At 45.6% G+C, this 19,265-nt stretch carries 7 protein-coding genes and 1 pseudogene; 2 read left to right on the forward strand and 6 right to left on the reverse strand.

Annotation, left to right across the window (positions count from 1 at the left end):
- Positions 1 to 59: 59 nt before the first annotated feature.
- Both QUB68_RS27975 and QUB68_RS27980 read left to right on the forward strand, forming a co-directional pair.
- Positions 60 to 5,060, forward strand: coding sequence for a PAS domain S-box protein (locus QUB68_RS27975; protein ID WP_332998168.1), 5,001 nt, complete (start codon positions 60 to 62; stop codon positions 5,058 to 5,060).
- Positions 5,061 to 5,344: 284 nt separating this feature from the next.
- Positions 5,345 to 8,665: a PAS domain S-box protein gene (locus QUB68_RS27980; protein ID WP_332998169.1), complete on the forward strand. Its 3,321-nt coding sequence runs from the start codon at positions 5,345 to 5,347 to the stop codon at positions 8,663 to 8,665.
- 167 nt (positions 8,666 to 8,832) lie between these two features.
- On the opposite strand, the gene QUB68_RS27985 is transcribed toward QUB68_RS27980, so the two are convergent.
- The 6 genes and pseudogenes from QUB68_RS27985 to QUB68_RS28010 all read right to left on the reverse strand — a co-directional run.
- Positions 8,833 to 10,503: a diguanylate cyclase domain-containing protein gene (locus QUB68_RS27985; RefSeq protein WP_332998170.1), complete on the reverse strand. Its 1,671-nt coding sequence runs from the start codon at positions 10,501 to 10,503 to the stop codon at positions 8,833 to 8,835.
- Positions 10,504 to 10,633: 130 nt separating this feature from the next.
- The gene (locus QUB68_RS27990) at positions 10,634 to 11,089 is read right to left on the reverse strand and encodes a response regulator (RefSeq protein WP_332998171.1); all 456 of its coding nucleotides are present in this window, start codon (positions 11,087 to 11,089) and stop codon (positions 10,634 to 10,636) included.
- A gap of 486 nt (positions 11,090 to 11,575) precedes the next feature.
- The gene (locus tag QUB68_RS27995) at positions 11,576 to 13,483 is read right to left on the reverse strand and encodes an ATP-binding protein (protein ID WP_332998172.1); all 1,908 of its coding nucleotides are present in this window, start codon (positions 13,481 to 13,483) and stop codon (positions 11,576 to 11,578) included.
- The gene (locus QUB68_RS28000; RefSeq protein ID WP_332998173.1) at positions 13,484 to 15,421 is read right to left on the reverse strand and encodes a response regulator; all 1,938 of its coding nucleotides are present in this window, start codon (positions 15,419 to 15,421) and stop codon (positions 13,484 to 13,486) included.
- A 305-nt stretch (positions 15,422 to 15,726) separates the two neighbouring features.
- On the reverse strand, positions 15,727 to 18,885 hold the full coding sequence (locus tag QUB68_RS28005) for a PAS domain S-box protein (RefSeq protein ID WP_332998174.1): 3,159 nt from the start codon (positions 18,883 to 18,885) through the stop codon (positions 15,727 to 15,729).
- Positions 18,882 to 19,193: pseudogene (locus QUB68_RS28010) on the reverse strand (response regulator); the annotation flags it as partial. The pseudogene QUB68_RS28010 and the gene QUB68_RS28005, both read right to left, overlap by 4 nt.
- Positions 19,194 to 19,265: the final 72 nt, after the last annotated feature.

The raw sequence follows: 19,265 nt of genomic DNA on the forward strand, positions 1-19,265 counted from the left end.
CAAAATGAGCTAGATAGCTGTATCCGCTGCTGCATTTTTTTATAATAAAAAACAACCAAATGACCTTTGTTTTTGAGTCAAATTTAACGCCTGGTTGCTTGAAAGTTCTGTTAATAGAAGACTGTGCAGAAGATGCAGAACTCATTCAAGAACTGCTGTCTGAGCACCAACTAGGACAATCAATTGAGACGACTAATGTAGTTTGCCTCAGGGAAGCTAGAGAAATTTTAAGCTGTGAGGTTTTTGATGTAATTTTATTAGATCTTTCACTTCCTGACAGCAGAAAATTTAATGCTTTTTTGCGGCTGCAAGAAGATTGCGGGATCAATATTGCGATCGTGGTTTTGACGGCCGCCGATGACGAAGAACTAGCCGTTCAGTTAATTGCCGCAGGCGCCCAAGATTATCTGGTGAAAAGACAAGTAGACAGCCGGCTGCTGGTGCGGACGCTCCGGTGCGCGATCGCCCGCCAGAAACGGCAAGCAGAATGGCAAAAAAGTCAAGAAAAATACCTGCAAGTTGTTGGCAGTATCAAAGAAGTAGTTTTTGAAACAAATATTGCTGGTGAGTGGATTTTTCTAAATCCGGCTTGGGCGAAAATTACTGGATTTACAGTTAATGAAAGCTTAGGAACTTCCTGTTTAAGTTACATTCATGCTGACGACCAATACCAATATTTAAATTGCTCTAGAGGTCTGAGCGAAAATCAAGAAACATCCTGTTGTTATCAGATTCGATATCTTACTAAAAACAATACAATTCGCTGGGTGGAAGTGCAGGAATTTTTGATTATTGACTGCGACGGCGCGATACAGGGGACGACAGGAACTATTAACGATGTTACGGAGAAAGTTTTAGCACTTTCAGAACTGGAAGCTAGTAAAAAGTTTTTAAATTGTACGATCAATGCAGTTGCTGACCCAATTTTTCTCAAGAACGAGCAGCGCCGCTGGATACTGTTAAATGATGCTTGTTGCAAGCTGCTCGGCAAGCAGCGCGAGGAACTGCTAGGTATGTCGGATTATGAGTTTTTCCCCAAAGAAGAAGCTGATTTTTTTTGGGAGAAAGACGAACAAGTGTTTAGGACGGGGGAAGAAAACGAGAGCGAGGAAATATTTACGGACGCCAGCGGTGCCCAGCACATTCTGTCTACTAAAAAAACTGTCTTTGAAAATATCGGCGACAGTAAAATTCTCGTGGGGATAATTCGAGATATCACTCAGGATAGGCGCAAACAATTAGCGCTGCAAGAAAGCGAAGCTAGATTGCGGCAACTTGCTGCCAATTTGCCGGGAATAATTTATCAATTTCGGCTCTCAACCGGCGGCAAAATATCTTTTCCTTACATTTCTTCTGGCTGCCGCGATTTATATGAATTGGAACCCGAAAATATTCAGCACAATCCCGAACTTATGTTCAATTGTGTTCATCCAGACGACCTCCAAAAATTGGAAGAATCTATTGCTGTTTCTGCGGCAAATATGCAGCCATGGCAGCAGGAATGGCGCGCGATGATGCCGTCGGGAAAAATTAAGTGGATGCAAGGGGTTTCGAGACCGGAACGAGTTAATTGTCCCAGAGAAATAGGGCAGGAAGGGGATCTAGTTTGGGAAGGCATGATACTGGATATTACTGATTTAAAACAGACCGAAGCAGCTTTGCGGGAGACGGAAGCCAGATTTCGATCGCTAATTGAGAATATTCCCGGTGCTATCTGCCGCAGCTTGTACGATGCTGATTGGACGATGGTGTTTGTGAGTGATGAAATTGAGGCAATTAGCGGCTATGCTGCTGCGGATTTTCTGCACAACAATCGCTTGAGTTTTGCGAGCATTATCCATAGGCCCGATCGCGAAAAGCTCGATCGAGTCCGCAGAGCAGCGGTAGACTCCAAACAGCCGTATCATGTAGAATACCGGATTGTGCGCGCTGACGGGGCGGTGCGCTGGGTGTCGGAAAGAGGCCGGGCGACTTACAATCGAGAAGGGTTGGTTTTGTGGCTGGATGCAGCGATTTTTGATATTACCGATCGCAAACAAGCCGAACTGACTCTGTGCTTGGTAACTCAAGCTGTAGACGGCGCTAGCGATGCGATCGCGATCGCAGATTTAGACGGCTATTCAATTTATCACAATCAAGCATTTATTCAGCGCTACGGCTATACAGTTGAAGAACTAAATAATGCGGGCGGCCCGGGAGTAATGTACGCCAAATCTCAAGAGTTGAGAAAATTATTTAAGGTGCTGCGGAAAGGTTTGTCCTGGAGCATTGAAAGTGAACTAAAAGCTAAAAATGGCGAAATTATAGAAGCTCTCTTGCGAGCTGACTGCATTAAAGATAGCGCCAGTCAACCAATAGGAATGATGGCAATTATTGCCGACCTCACAGAACTAAAACGCGCCGAATCCGCATTGAAATTCAGTCAAGAGCGATTGCAGTTGGCAGTTTCAGGTAGCTCCTTGGGGTTGTGGGATTGGAATATAGCTACTGGCGAAACTTATTTCGACGCCCAGTGGAAATCAATGATTGGTTACGCAGAAAATGAAATTGAAAACAACTTCCAAAGTTGGGAAAATTTGCTGCATCCCGAAGACAGAATCAAGGCGAGGGAATATTTAAATTTATATTTTGAAAATCCCCAAGACATCTATGAATTTGAATTTCGGATACTCAACAAAGCCGGGAATTGGCAGTGGATTCTGGGGATGGGCAAGGTAGTCGAGTACGACGAATGGGGTGCGCCGTTGCGGATGACAGGCACTCACAAAGATATCAGCGCCCGCGTGGCAGCAGAAGCCGAAAAAACGCAGTTGATCGCATCTTTGCAACAACTTACCGACGAGTTGCAATACGCGCAGAAAATTGCCCGCATGGGGAATTGGGAATTTGATATTGAGGCCGGAATTGTTAATTGGTCGGCCCAAGTGTTTAAAGTTTACGGTCGAGACTTTAATCGACCGCCGACAATGGCAGAAATTTTAGAGCAAGTTCATGTCGATGACAGAGGAATGGTTACAAAAGCTTTGCAAAAAGCAGTGACTGAAGGGATAGCTTTCGACATCGACCACCGCATCTATTTGTCATCAGCAGAAATCCGGTACGTTAATTGTAAAGGCCAAGCTGTTAAAAACGAGTTGGGCAAAGTGGTGCGACTGTTTGGTACGGAAATGGATATTACCGATCGCAAAAAAGCAGAAATTGCTTTGCAAGAAAGCGAACAGCGATTTCGGGCTGTATTTGAACAAGCGGCGATCGGTATTGTTAAAGTGTTGCCAGACGGTCATATTTTGAAGGCAAATCCAGGCTTTTGCAATATTGTCGCCTACTCAGAAGCAGAACTGAAAGTGCGAAATGTTTGGGATATTTCACACCCGGAAGATGTAGCAGTAGATGTCGAGTCGGGCAACAGACTGTTAGCTGGGGAAATTTTGAATTATTCAATTGAGAAACGCTTTGTGCGCAAAGACGGTTCATTTGTTTGGGCTAATGTGACTGTATCTTTAGTGCGGGATGGGTTTGGGGAACCGAGCTACGTAATTGGTGTGATTGAAGATATTAGCGATCGCAAACTTGCCGAGGCGATCTTGCGCCAGCAATTAAAGCGAGAGCGCTTGGTGGTAGGGATGCTGGAACGCATTCGCTCTTCTCTCAATTTAGAAGAAATCTTGACAAAAGCTGTTGCTGAAGTACGGCATTTTTTGCAAACAGACCGGACAATTATTTATCGCTTTAATCTTGATTGGAGCGGTTTTGTAGCAGTCGAGTCGGTGGGCGAAAGTTGGCTGTCGCTTCAGGGAAGAAGTATTAACGATCCCTGCTTTGAAGACAGCTATGCTTCTGCTTACAAGCACGGTCGCACTGTAGCTGTGGATGATATTTACAAAGCCGATCTTTCCGAGTGCTACATTAATTTATTAAGTCAATTTCAGGTGCGAGCTAATTTGGTGGTGCCGATTTTGCAAGGCGAGAAGTTGTGGGGGCTGTTGATTGCTCACGAGTGCGCGGGGCGGCGTCGCTGGCTGGAAATTGAGGTGGAGTGTCTCAAACAAATTAGCGTACAGTTGGCGATCGCGATCCAGCAATCGACGCTGTTCGAGCAAGCACAAGTTGAAATTGCCGATCGCAAACAAGCCGAGTCAGCGTTGCAGGAATCGGAAGCGCGAGAACGTTCAAAAGCCCTAGAGTTGGAAGCAGCGATTAACAAACTCAGAACTACTCAAGCTCAGCTCGTTCAAAATGAAAAAATGGTGAGTTTGGGTCAGTTAGTTGCTGGTGTTGCTCACGAAATTAACAATCCCGTCAGCTTTATTCACGGCAATCTCAGTCCGGCTCGCAGTTATACTTTAGATTTGTTGGAATTGATTAAAGTTTACCAGCATTACTGTCCTGATGCTCCGCCTGAAGTTTTGGATAAAATTGATGAAATTGACTTGGATTATATTGCTGAGGATATCCCTAAATTGTTTAGTTCGATGCAGGTAGGAACCGAGCGAATTGTCGAGATTGTCAAATCCTTGCGCAACTTTTCCCGGCTGGACGAGTCCGCTGGCAAGTCGGTCAACATTCACGAGGGAATTGACAGCACTTTGATGATTTTGCAAAATCGGTTGAAATCTCACAGCAGCCGTGCGGCGATTCAGATAGTTAAAGATTACCAGCTATTGTCGCAGGTTGAATGTTTTCCGGGCGAGTTGAATCAGGTATTTATGAATATTTTGATTAATGCGATCGATGCTTTGGAAGAGCGGGACAAGCAGCGATCGCTCGAAGAGTGCGATCGGCATCCTAGCTCGATCGCCATTCGGACTTATGAGGCTGCTGCGGGCTTCGTAGCGGTGTCTATTGCGGACAACGGGCGGGGGATGCCGGAGTCGGTGCGATCGAGGCTGTTTGACCCGTTTTTCACGACTAAGCCTGTGGGCAAGGGTACAGGCTTGGGATTGTCGATTTCTCACTCGATTGTAGTCGATCGCCACGGCGGCCGATTGAGCTGTGTTTCGACAATGGGAGAGGGAGCGGAGTTTGTGATTGAAATTCCAGTGCGATCGAATTTCAGTTGACAGTTGACAGTTGACAGCACTTGACAAAAGAAGGAAGAGGATTGGATTTATTCAGTTAATAGTTGACAGCACCAGATAAAACTCAGGAATTTTCATCAATATTCATCAGCGCCTCATGTACTCAACGCGCCTTCTATATTGAGCCACGAACAAGTCTTGTGGCGCTTGCACAAATCAATCTCACCTTGATATATTAGTTTTGAAAAGCTGAGATTTTTTGAGGGTTAATTGCGGCGCATTATAACAAGAAAAATAGCAACTGTCAACTTACCATCTGTAAATTTATGATTGGTTCTACAAGTGAAACTAAAGTGCCCAAACAAGCGCCGATCGCGACTTTCTCGGGTGCGAGCGAAAATTGCTGGCGCGACTGGGCAGATCGCGTGCCAGTCATGCTGTGGATAGCAGATGCAGAAAGCGGTTGCAATTACTTTAATTTGCAGTGGATAGAATTTACTGGGCTGAGTGAAGCCGAAATTTGCGATCGGGGTTGGAGGACAAACATTCACCCTGACGATTTAGATTGTTGGGAGCAAATCTATCTGAATGCTTGGAATTTAAACTCGAATTTTAAGCGAGAATATCGGCTGAAAAGAGCGGACGGGGAGTATCGGTGGATCGGGGAGACAGCAGTTGCTAAATTGACGCCTGCTGGAGAATTTCAAGGATTTATCGCCACGGCGACAGATATTAGCGATGCCGTAGCTGCCGCCACGCAACGCAAAAAATCCGAAATCGCTCTGCAACAAGCACAGACAATTCTCGAAGCTAGCTTAAATCGGTTTGACTTAGCAGTCAGCGCCTCTTTTGACGGCATTTGGGATGCGCCGATTGTTCCAGAAGACGTGTTTAACCCGCAAAATCCGGTGTATTGGTCGCCCAGATTTAAAGAGTTGCTCGGTTATGAAAGCAGCGAGTTTGAAAATATTTTAGACGCCTGGATATCGCGAATTCATCCAGAAGATGTCGGTCGAGTATTTGCAGCAACATCAGCTCACTTAGAACAACAAATCCCGTTCAAAGAAATAGAATATCGGATGCAAAAAAAAAGCGGCGAATACATTTGGTTAGCCGTTCGCGGACAAGCAATTTGGGACGAAAATGGTACGCCGCTGAGATTTGCAGGTTCAATTCGAGACGTTAGCGATCGCAAAAAAGTACAAGAACAACTCCGCTCTCAAGAACAATTTTTGCGCAGTATTTATGACGGTATTGACCAAATAATTTTTGCGGTGGATGTTGGTAGTGACGGCGAATTTCGCTATGCCGGTTTCAACCCTCTGGGCCAGCGAGTTCTGGGGCTAGGAGACGAGAGCGAGTGGGGCGGCAAAACTCCCGAAGCCGTATTTGGCGAAGAACTCGGAACCGTATTGCGGCAAACTTATATCACTTGCGCGCGATCGCAAAATTCAGTTGCTTGGGAACGATGCTTGAAGTTCCAAGGAGCAGATACTTGGTGGCTAGTTACCCTGACTCCGCTGCAAGACGAAACAGGCAGAACCTACAGAATTATCGGCAACTCCAAAGAAGTTACCGAGCGCAAGAAAGCCGCAGACGAATTATTAGAATACCAGCGAAAACTCGAAGAAACTCAAAGAATTGTGCATATCGGCAACTGGGAATTCGACCTCCCTACTGGCGAGATTACTTGGTCGGATGAATTGAAAAGAATTTTTGGTTTACAACCAGAACAGCCCGTACCAAGTTATCGAGAATTTATGCAGCAAATTCATCCCAATGACAGAGAAATTTTTCAACAAACTATAGACGAATCGATCGCGCGCCGCCAAACCTACGAACTTGACCACCGCATTTACCGTCCCAACGGAGAAATGAGATATTTAATCGCTTGGGGGCAAGTCTTGCAAAACCAGCAAGGCGAAGTCGTAAAATTATTCGGAGCCGTTATCGATATTACCGATCGCAAACAAGCAGAATTGGAACTGCAACAAAGCCAAAAACGCCTCCGCGCCGTTGTCAACAACGCACCGATAATTTTGTCTTGCATTGACCGTCACGGCATATTTACTGTATGCGAAGGAAAAGCCTTAGACCCTTTAGGATTTAAGCCCGGACAAGTAGTTGGCTTATCGGTTTACGAACTGTACAAAGATTATCCCCAAATTCTCGAAAATATTAAGTTGGTTTTGGCAGGGGAGGAAAGAACCTGGTGTGCCGAATTAAACGGGCCCATTTACGAAAGTCGCGGCACGCCAATATTAGATGAAAAAGGAGAAGTTGCAGGATTAATTGCAATTTCCATTGACATCACAGACAGGGCGCGGGCTGAGCAAGCTTTGAGGGAAAGCGAAGCAAAGCTGCGCCTAATTCTCGAAAATATGCCAGTAATGCTGAGCGCTGTTGATGCCGATCGCAATATCATAGTCTGGAACCGAGAATGCGAACAAGTGCTGGGTTACAGCGCCGCAGAACTTGTCGGCAACTTGCAAGCAATACAACTGCTGATGCCTGATGTCAACCACCGTCAAAAAATCTTTAGAAAAGTTGTCGAACTCGGTCACAATTTTCGAGAGTTAGAAGTAGAAATTCAGGCAGCAGACGGCAGCATCAAAACAATTGCTTGGTCTAATGTTTCTGCTGATTTTTCAGTTCCCGGCTGGGATTTTTGGGGAATCGGTGTCGATGTTACGGAGCGAACAGCAGCAGAATTGGCCCTGCGAGAATCGGAAGCGCAACTCAGAGAACAAGCAGCGCAATTAGAAATAGCTTATCACGCGCTCACCCACACCCAAGCGCAGCTCGTGCAAAGCGAAAAGATGTCTTCTTTGGGTCAATTAGTTGCGGGAGTTGCTCACGAAATTAACAATCCTGTCAGCTTTATTTTTGGCAATATCAGCTATGCCAAAGATTACACAAATGATTTGTTAAGAATCCTCGAACTTTACCGCTCAGCGTATCCAGAACCAACCGCAGAAATTCAGGCAGAACTTGAGGAAATTGATTTAGAGTTTATTCAAGAAGATTTGCCGAACCTGCTGGATTCTATGGCAGTAGGAGCGCATCGCATTCAGGAAATTGTCAAGTCTTTACGCACTTTTTCGCGTCTGGACGAAGCTGCTTTTAAGGAAGTGAACTTGCACGACGGAATTGACAGCACTTTGATGATTATCGCTCACCGTTTGAAGCCGCAAGGAGATAAACCCGCTATTTCGATAATTAAAGAGTATGGCAATTTACCGCCAGTTGAATGTTACTCGGGTCAATTGAATCAGGTGTTTATGAATTTGTTGATTAATGCGATCGATGCTGTGGAAGAAAAAGAAAGAAATTGTCCCTCTGCTGGGGATACCTCGCCAATTCCTACAATTAAGATTCGCACGGAAGTTGTGGAGGGCGATCGAGTGAAAATTGCGATCGCCGACAGCGGCACCGGCATTCCCGAGTCAGTGCAGCAGCGGTTGTTCGACCCGTTTTTTACCACGAAACCCGTCGGCAAAGGCACGGGATTGGGATTGGCTATTAGTTACGAAATTGTAGTTAAAAAACATCTCGGAACATTGCTGTGCAGTTCCGAATTGGGAATTGGTACGGAGTTTGCGATCGAAATCCCGATCCGTCAATTGCCAGTAGAAGAAAACTTGTGATCTAGCACAATAGGCGATTGTTAACACTGTTTATTGCCCGGAGAGCCCCCTAAATCCCCCTTAAAAAGGGGGACTTTGAGAAGATTCTTGTCCCCCCCTTTTTAAGGGGGGCTAGGGGGGATCTGTGAGGACTTTAGTCCGCATAAATCAGAGGACTAAAGTCCTCACTACAAACCTAGAGCGGTTAAAGAGGAAGATTCCGAGTTGATTGTGGCGTGACAAATGCGATTTTTGCCTTCGTTTTTGGCTTGATAAAGGGCGCCGTCAGCGCTGCGAATTAAGGTGTCGGGAGATGCTTCGGCAGCAGGAATCACCGTCGCAATGCCGCAACTGAGGGTAACGTAGGGGCCGATCGACGATCGCGCGTGGGGCAGTTTCAACCGAGCGATACCGTCGCAAATTTTCCGGGCGACAACGTTGGCACCGGCAGCGCTGGTGTTGGGCAAGAGCACGCCAAATTCTTCGCCGCCGTAGCGGGCGGCCAAATCCCCAGCCCGCTTGACAAAAGAGGCGATCGCCCGGGCTACTTGGCGCAAACAATCATCGCCGCCGAGGTGGCCGTAAAAATCGTTATAAGGTTTAAAAAAGTCGATGTCAAACATAATTAAAGACAGCGGCAGTTCCTCTCTTGCCAATCTGCGCCACTCTAACATCAAAACGCGATCGAACTGGCGGCGGTTGGCAATGTCCGTCAGTCCGTCAGTAGTTGCCAGTTGCTGCAATTTTTGATTGGCTATTGCTAACTGGCGGTAAAGTTGAGATTGTTCGATCGCGATCGCCACTTGATTCGCCAAATGCTGTAAAAAATCTATTTCCCACTGTTGCCATTCCCTGACACCGCTGCAATTGTATGCCGTCATCATTCCCCACAGATTATTGCCATTTTCACTCCTAAAATCCGTCGCACTTGAACCCTGCGGCTGCGGTTTGCCAACAGTCGGCAGCGACATATAATTTTCGGCTGCATCTGTGGTTTTTTCTGCTTCCCAAACACTGCTTTCTAGTCTTTCATTTGCCGTTTCCCAGTCGCCAGATTGCCAAATTGGCACGCTTAAAACTGCTGCAATTTCACAATCTGCCAGCAACTGTTGGAAACTGCCAGCTAATTCGGCAGCCCTAACATCTGCTATTGCTTGTACCGCCTGCGATTCCACCAAAAAAAAGCATGACACCGCCAAAGCAGCATTAATATTTTGGTTTTCAATATAACCCTCTGGCAAACCGTCACCTGCGACGATCGCACCTTTTTGCTCTTCCCCGTCAAATTTAGACGCCCCATTCTGACAGCGATAAATTAAAACGCGGTCAGTTTTGAGAAATTGGCGCACTTCTGCGACGGTACTTTGGAGAATGCTGGCAGCGTCTATTGACGATCGAATATTTTCGATCATTTTGCCCAACAGCCGCTCTCGGAGGGCTTGCTGCCGCAGTTGTTCTTCGATGCGGTGGCGTTCGATCGCGTAATGGATCGCCCGCACCAGCAGAGTTCTTTGAAATCGTCCCTTTACCAAACAATCCTGAGCGCCCGATCGCAATACCGACAGCGCCGTCTGTTCATCATTGATATCTGTCAGCACCACAATCGGCACTGTGGGCGATCGGGCTTTCAAAATGGCGATCGCCTCGCTTCCCCCCAAGCAGTCTGACACTGACAAATCTAATAGTATGGCGTCAAACTTTTCTGCTTCCAGACACGCGAGTGCTATCTCCAGAGACTTAACAGTTTTGAGGCGAAACAGACAGTCGCTGAATGACCCTAAAAGGTCTTCGATCAGCGTCGCATCTGCCAGATTGTCCTCAACCAACAAAATTTTCAAAGATTGGTTATCTATTAACACAACTATAGCATTCGGAGCGGGTTGAACAAAATTTTTTAAGTTTGAGAGCGATACTTGCGATCGGTGTCAATATGTCCCTCTATTAAATTCACTCCCAACTCAAACTATCGATCTCGCCCTCAATTAAAGCTTACAGCTCCTGGGGCGGAAGCGAAACGATTTCAAACCAATACTGACATAAAGTCTTCATTACTTCAACCAATCCTTCAAAAGTGACTGGTTTCGATATAAAAGAATTGGCACCCAAGCGGTAGCAAAGCGAGATATCTCTGCTGCGGTGCGACGTTGTGAGGATCACAACCGGAATTTGTTGAAAATCTGGGTGAGATCTGATCGAAGTTAGTGCTTCTCGCCCGTCAAGCCTCGGCATATTCAGATCCAAAAGTATCAGGTCTGGCCGGTGCCAATTGCTGCTACCACCATATTGACCGCGACGGTACAAATAGTCTAGCACTTGTTCTCCATTTTCCACAAATTCGCTCCTAATAGCTAATCGAACTTCTCGCAGTGCTTCCTCCACTAAAAATCGCGTGTCCTCGTCATCGTTGGCTATTAAAATAGTAAATTTTTTCTGTTTATAATTCACGGCTTTGTCTCACTACCAACGGATTTTGTGAGGTGGCGGGACTTGGAGCGGTGTCTGAGCGCCTGCAAAGCATATCTTGCCATCCCCAGGCCAATCTGGCAGATCGCACTGAATTTGTGTTGCAGCAATTTGCGGTTTTGCATGAGTAGCAGAGGTTGGCGAATCACGCTTGTTGCACTTTGCAGTTTGTCGGACAACCGGCCAACTGCAAAGACATCACAAATAATTGCCCGCGAACTACTAGGAAAACTACTGCATCCCCAACCAAGATGCTCTGGATAAAGTTGAAATAAACTGACAAGTTTTGCACGCACCGCTGATTGTTAAGTTGTATAAGGATCGAGCTAATAGATTTATCGTGATGGATTTTGAGCTAGATGTCATCAGTGAATATGCTACACTTTCCGAGCATTTATGTAAAGGAAAGATAAAGATATTTAAAGCTTAAGTAAATCACTGATGACTCCTCCAAGCAGACTGCGGATCTCACTGTGGAACAGGAAGAGAAAAATAAAAAGTCGAGCCTCGATCGGGTGCTGATTCTACCCAAAGGCGACCGCCGTGCCGATCGACAATTCTTTGACAAATCGCTAAACCGATACCAGTTCCAGAATACTCTGCTTGAGTGTGCAAGCGCTGAAAAATCTGAAAAATTTGCGGATGGTACTGTTCGGCAATGCCAATACCGTTGTCCTGCACCGAAAACACCCAGTTATCGCCCTGCCGCGAAACCCCCAAGAGCACCACCGGCGCCTCGCTGCTGCGGTACTTAATCGCATTGCCAATTAAATTTTGAAACAGTTGCAGCATTTGAAAACAATCACCTGTTATCCTTGGCAAATCGCCCCTAATTACAGTAGCTTGATTCTTGCGGATTGCCAACTGCAAATTAGCGCAAGCATCCTCAAAAACCTGATTGCAATCTATCAACTCAAAAGGTTTCTGACTGATCCCGACCCGCGAATACTCAAGCAAGTCATCAATCAGCGCCTGCATCCGCACGCAAGCATTAACAATATTGCCGATAAATTTATTTCCTTGGGCATCAAGTTTGTCGTTAAAGCGCCTTTCTAATAGTTGAGCGTAGCCGACAATCGTACCCAAAGGCGCTTGCAAATCGTGAGAAGCCACATAGGCAAACTGTTCCAGTTCGGCATTAGAACGAGTTAATTCTTGAGCGTAGCGGGTTTGAGTTTCTAAACTCGCTTGCAGCATTTCTTGTCCCAGCTTGCGCTCGGAAATATCCTCGATCGCACAAATCAAATACTGCGCCGTTCCCTCAGCATCGCGCATTGCCGAAACAGTAACATTCGCCCAGCACACTTCCCGATCTTGACAAATCAAACGCTTTTCCAGAGAAAAAGTTTGAATCTCCCCAGATAACAGCAACCTCACGTATTCTTTGTCAGCTTCCCTGTCATCCGGGTGAGTAATTGCCTGCCAATTTTCCTGCAACAATTCCGATTCTGCATAGCGGACAATTTGGCAAAACCCGGGATTCACCCGCAAAAATTGACCGCAAAGTGCGGTTTTAGCGATGCCGACTGCCGCTTGCTCGAATATGGCGCGGAAGCGTTCTTCGCTTTCGCGCAGGGCAATTTCTGCTTGTTTGCGATCGGTAATGTTACGAAATGTTACTGCCAGACCATCGTTTAACTTGACCGCCACAATGTGCAGCCAAGCACCTGTATCTCGATCGTGTTCGTAATAAAATTCTCGGTCTACAGTTTCTCCGGTTTCTACCACAGAAACGTACAAATCAAATAACCCGCTCGTGCGAACTTGGGGACTTTCGACCAACAAATACTTGCCAACTATCTCATTTAATAGCATATCCGACATTTTTTCGGCGGCTGCGTTGATCAACAGCCACTGGAAATCAACAATATTTCTCTGACTGTTGCGGACGGCAGAATAAGCTGCCACACCGTCTAAGGAACTATTTAAGATGCTAGCAAGTAGCGACTGGGACTGTTGCAGTTGAGCGTTTTGCTCTTTTAGTTGCTGTTGCAGTTTTTGTAAGCAGACTTGCTTGTCGATGCGCGCCAAAACTTCTTCTACTTGAAATGGTTTGGCAATATAGTCAGCGCCGCCAACTCGAAAGGCTTGTAATTTATCGTTGATGTCATCTAATACGCTTAAAAAAATCACCGGAATTTGTGCGGTTTCCGCTGTCGCTTTCAGTCTCTGACAAACTTCATAACCGTTCATTTTCGGCATTCTAATGTCGAGCAAAATTAAATCGGGGCAATGGGCCACCGCAGCATTCAACGCCAGTTGACCGCAAATAGCTCGGCAAACTTGATACCCCTCGGCTGTTAGCAGCTCGGATAAAAACCGCAGATTGCTGGGTTGGTCGTCAACCACCAATATTTTAATTTCGCTATTATCCATTTATTTTAAACTCGATTTAGTTAAATCCATTATCCTGTCGAGTCGGTAATCTACCAGCAAATCTTTTAAAGCCTCAGCTAAAGTTGGATGACTTTCACAAATGCGATCGACAATTTCAATCGCCAGCTCTTCATTAACATCATTAGCTGCCTCGTAGAGTTCCTGCACCCAATGTCTAGGCATCTCGGCCAGCAGCGGCCCGAAAAATGAATCAGGTTTTTCGCTCACAAAATAACGCCTTAAAGCCCCCGCTCCCTGTGGGGGCAATTCTTGATAAATATAGCGCACTCCCAAGTAGCAAGCCATCTTATCAAAGAGGATTTGTTCTTGAAAAGGTTTCCGCACAAAATCGTCGCAACCTGCGGCGATAATTTCGCCTTTTCTTTCCTCAAAAGTGCTAGCAGTCAGGGCAATAATTACAGTTCGCGGCTGAGCTTGTTTCTCTTTAGCTCTAATTTGTCTGACAGCTTCAAAACCGTCCATTACTGGCATTCGCGTATCCAGCCAAATTAAATCAGGCTGCCAACTTTCCCAAAGTTCAACAGCTTGGAGGCCGTTTTCCGCTTCTCGGACTTCAAAACCAATTGGTTCCAGCATTTTCACCAGCAGCAGCCGATTTTCTTGATTGTCGTCCACTGCTAAAATCCGATAAACTGGTTGATCTGCTTCTAGGGCGATCGCCCGCTGCAATGTCGCGACTGTTATTTCTGAGCAAGTAGCAGGAAATACTCGGATGTTAAATTTAAAACTGGTTCCCTCACCTAAAACACTTTTTACAGCAATATCTCCGCCCATTATCTGCACGTATTTCTTAGTAATTGTCAAACCCAATCCCGTACCGTCAGCCGCTTGTCTGCCAGCTTCTGTTTGCACGAAAGCATCAAATAAATTGTCAATTTCTGCTGTGGCTATGCCAACTCCCGTGTCTTCAACTTCAAACAAAATTAAACATTCCTCATTTGAGGTAGAGTTAGGATAAGTTTCCGATTCTGCGGGCTGTTGCTTGAGTTCCATGCTGGCGCGCAGCCAAATGCTGCCCTCATTTCCAGTAAACTTTATGGCATTTCCCAGCAGATTTATCAAGCAGACGCGCAGCTTTTTTTCATCAGTTTTTATATATTGGGGAACATCCGCCTCCACGAAAAATCTCAGTTGCAAATTTTTAATTTCAGCTTTGATTTGAAACATCTCTTCGAGAGTGTCGAGGAGTTGATAAAGATCGAAGCTGCGTTCATCTAAGCCAATGATTCCAGCTTCTATTTTCGACAAATCTAAAACATCGTTAATTAGTTCCAGCAAATGTTGACCGCTGCGGTTAATAATTCGGAGATTTTCGTGATTTTCGTGGCCCAGGAAAGAGTCGCGGCTCATGACTTGGGTAAAACCCAGGATGGCATTTAGGGGAGTCCGCAATTCGTGGCTCATGTTGGCAACGAATTGACTTTTTGCCAGGGATGCTGCGGCGGCGGCTTCTTCGGCTTTTTTGCGTTCTATGATTTCTTGTTGTAGTTCGGTATTGCGATCGATCAATTGTTTTTGCAGTCTTTGGATCGTCAGTTGGTGTTCGATTCTCGCTAAAACTTCTGCTACATGAAACGGTTTTGTGATATAATCTACCCCTCCAACTTGAAAGGCGGTTACTTTGTCCAATACTTCATCTAAAGCGCTGATAAAAATAACTGGAATTTCTGATGTTTTGGGTTCTGCCTTGAGCTGCGTGCAAACTTCGTAGCCGTCCATGTCCGGCATTTTGATGTCGAGCAAAATCAGGTCGGGAGAACCAGATCGCGCGGCTCTGATTGCCATTTTGCCATTAATTACGCCCCGGACTTTGTAGCCCTGATCCGACAGCGTTGCTGATAAAACTTGCAAATTTTCTGGAGTGTCGTCAACAATTAATATGTTGCCTTTATTTTCTGCTGTTTGATTGCTGCTCATCGCTCACTATTTTTTGTTAATTTGGAAATTGCTGACATGATGAAAACTGATTAAATCGCAATTATAGCACTCGCTCGTGAATCAACTACTTTTATGTTTACATCACTTACGCAAACTAACCCAAGAAACCGGGTTTTTAAGAGGAGAGGACTAAAACAGAAAAGCTGTTGACGCGCGAATTATAGTGGAATAGTCGATCGACCTCAACCATCAACAATCCTCACCCCACCATTTCCCCCTTCTTCCTTTAAAATCCATCCGTTATATGCGTTAAATCCCGTACATTGCTCGTTGCCGAACTTCCTTCAAAGATTTCTAAACTCCTCAATCAAATCAATAATCCGATCGCACCGGAAGTTATGCACCAAATCCGCGATCGCACTGCGGAAACCAGCATCAACAGGAGGAATCGACAACAGCAGCCCAAAAATCCGCTCATTATCCACCGCATCCGCAGCAGCGTACAACTCATCCACCCATTCACGAGGCATAGCTTCAAAAAATGAAGCATTCAGCGTAAATGGCAAAGCAGCCGTCACCGTCGGCCCGGAAACGTCACCGTCGGCCACAGCATCACAACTCTGCGAAGCCTCTCGATCGTAAACATAGCGAACTCCCAGATACTTAGCGATCTTTTCCAGAATCACTTGCTCCCGAAAAGGCTTCGCCACAAAATCATCGCACCCAGCAGACAAAATCACCGATCGCTCCTCATCAAAAGCACTCGCCGTCAGAGCAATAATCACCGTTGCTTGACCCTTCAAATGCGCTTTAATCCGTTTAGTAGCCTCGTAGCCATCCATCACCGGCATCCGCATATCCATCCAAATCAAATGAGGTTCCCAACTCGACCAGATTTCCACAGCTTCAACGCCATTTTCAGCGTCCCGCACCGCAAAGCCGAGGGATGACAGCATTCTCACCAACAGCAAGCGACTTTCCAGGCGATCGTCCACAGCTAAAATGCGATATTCCGGCTGTCCTGGCTCGATTCCCACAACGCGGCGGGCTGTTTGAGCCACCTGAATTTCCACTGCATTAGGAAGCGAAACCTTAACATCAAATCTCACAATGCTGCCACGATCCACGCTGCTTGTCACAGTCATGTTCCCTCCCATCAACTCCACGAACTGTTTGCTGATCGGCAAGCCTAAACCAGTTCCTTCTTGAGCTTTTTTCCCGCTTTCTGTTTGTGCAAAAGGTTTAAACAAATTGTGCATTTCTGACGGCGAAATTCCCGCCCCCGTGTCTTCAACTTCAAATAACAAACAGCAATTGTCAATCAGCGCAATTTCTCCGTAATTTTTATTTAACAACAGCTCGTGTTTAATCCTTAAATTAACACCACCTTCCCTCGTAAACTTAATCGCATTTCCCACCAGATTAATCAATATTTGGCGCAACTTGCTTTCATCTGTTTCTACATATTGAGGTAGGTCTGTCGTGGCATCAACAATTAACTGTAATCCTTTTTTTTCTGCTTGTAGATTCAGCATTTCTTCAGTATTCTTTAGCATATTGTGCAAATCGAAGGTGCTGTTATTAAGCGTCAGCAGCCCAACTTCTATTTTTGACATTTGCAGAATATTGTTGATCAGAACGAGCAAATGTTCCCCGCTGCGGCTGATAATTTCTAAGTATTGCTGTTGGTCGGCACCGAGGGCTGCGGAGCGGGCCAGCAGTTGGGTGAAACCGAGAATTGCGTTGAGGGGAGTTCGCAATTCGTGGCTCATATTCGAGAGGAATTCACTTTTCGCCCTGTTGGCTCTGTCGGCTTCTTCTTTGGCTTTTTGCAGGGCTATCTCTGCTTGTTTTCGCTCAGTAATGTCGCTAGCCGTGCCTGTTGTGCCAGTGATATTTCCTTCTGCGTCCAATCGCGCGATCGCCTTCGTATTGACATCAATCGGTCGGCCATCTTTTCCTAACACTATACTTTCGTACTGAAACACCGCCTCTCCCGTCAGCAAGCGCTGCTGAAGTTCCCGGTTCATGTCTATTTGTGCAGGCGCTAAAAAATCCCCAAAAGAACAGCCAATCATTTCTTCAGGTTCGTAACCGTAGATTTGTTTGACTGCTTGGTTCACAAAAGTAATGTGTCCTTCAGCATCGCAAGACCAGATAATATCTTGGGAAGTTTCAACTAAATGGCGATATTTTTCTTCGCTATCTGCTAAGGCTATTTCTGCCAGCTTCCGGGGGGTAATGTCCATCAAAATTGTGAAGAGTTTTGTCAGTTCCCCTTGTTCGTTGACAATTGCTTCTCCTCTGGATTCGATGTAGCGGATGAAGCCGCCTTCACTTGTTTGTGACGGGCAATTATCCGCAGCGATTGTCGATTCCGGCCGCAGGATGCGATATTCTAAACTGTAGGATTGCCCGCTAGCAATAGCAGCGTCGATCGTTGTTTGCCACTTTTGGCGATCGTCGGGATGGACGTATTGCCGAAACTCAGTTAGTGTGGGCGCAGCCTGGGTTGCATCGAGACCGAAAATCTGAGATAATTCTTCCGACCAAGTAGTTGTATTGGCAGAGAAATCGCATTCCCAATTGCCGACGCGGGCGATTCTTTGCGCTGCTGCTAAAGAAGCCGCTACAGCCCGGAGTTTTTCTTCGGCTAATTTGCGATCGCTAATATCTTGAATCACAGAAATCACGCAGGTTTCGCCGTGAATGTCAATAATTTCCGCAGACAGCAGCCCGGTTCTGAGTTCCCCAGTTTTAGTCCGCCAATCAAATTCGTAATTGCGAACAATTTTATTGTCGTCTAACATTTTGAACAACTCGGCGCGGGCTTGTGTACTTTCCCACAGATTGAAATCCAGCGCCGTGCGATCGAGAATTTCTGCTGCCGAATAACCGATTGTCCGGCAAAAAGCCTCATTAATTTCTAAATAATGACCGTCTTTAACTCTGGTAATAGTAATCGGGTTGGGAGAAGAACGAAAAGCTTTAGCAAACTTTTCCTCAGACAAGCGCAATTGTGCAGTCCTCTCCTCAACTAAAGTTTCCAATTCTTGATTCAGCTTTTGGAGTTGAGCGTTTTGTTCCGCTAATTGCTTCTCCATAAAATAGCTGTTGAGCGCTTCTTTTACAGTCAACTTCAAATCTTCTGACTGCCAAGGCTTCGATATATAGCGGTACAATTTAGCATATTTAATAGTATTCGCCACAGCTTCCAAATCTGCTTGCCCCGTCAGCATAATTTTGATAGTTTTTGGCGAAATTCTGTGAATCTGCTTCAGCAATTCGTCGCCTCTGATATTGGGCATCAGGTAGTCGGAAATCACTGCCACGATTTCGCAGCCCTCTACCAGCAATTCATCTATCAACTCTAAAGCCTCTTCGCCGCCTTCAGCGGTTTCTAATAAATGTTCTTCTCCCAGGGCTTTTTTTAACTCAATCTTCAAACTTTCAAGGATGATCGGTTCGTCATCCACGCAAATAATCACAGGTTTATTATTCATATTTTTGCCAAACCAGATTTTATAGTTTCTATTAATTCTTTGCCGTCCCACGGCTTGTACAAACAGCGGTGCAAGTTTGCTAGCTGTTTCACCCGTTCTATTGCTACTTCATCAGCTTGCCCGGTCAGCATGACTTTCACAATCTTGGGATATTTTTGGTGAACCCAGATCAAAAATTCATCTCCTTTAATGCCGGGCATTAACCAGTCAGATACGATGACTAAAATATCGCTTTCATCTTCTTCTTTAATTTCAGCGATAATTTCCAGAGCTTCATTGGCATTTTCTGCGACTTCATATAAGTAAGCTGTTTAACATTTAAATTGCATTAACTGCATTTCCTTTGTTTTTTATTTTTCGCCCCCATTTAATAATTAATT

This window comes from Microcoleus sp. A006_D1 (assembly GCF_036702805.1).
GTDB lineage: Bacteria > Cyanobacteriota > Cyanobacteriia > Cyanobacteriales > Microcoleaceae > Microcoleus.

Excerpts from the sequence above, each read along its gene's own strand:
- QUB68_RS27975 (WP_332998168.1), top strand. The coding sequence starts at position 60 with ATGACCTTTGTTTTTGAGTCAAATTTAACGCCTGGTTGCTTGAAAGTT.
- QUB68_RS27995 (WP_332998172.1), bottom strand. The coding sequence starts at position 13,483 with ATGGATAATAGCGAAATTAAAATATTGGTGGTTGACGACCAACCCAGC.
- QUB68_RS28005 (WP_332998174.1), bottom strand. The coding sequence starts at position 18,885 with ATGAATAATAAACCTGTGATTATTTGCGTGGATGACGAACCGATCATC.
- QUB68_RS28000 (WP_332998173.1), bottom strand. The coding sequence starts at position 15,421 with ATGAGCAGCAATCAAACAGCAGAAAATAAAGGCAACATATTAATTGTT.
- QUB68_RS27980 (WP_332998169.1), top strand. The coding sequence starts at position 5,345 with ATGATTGGTTCTACAAGTGAAACTAAAGTGCCCAAACAAGCGCCGATC.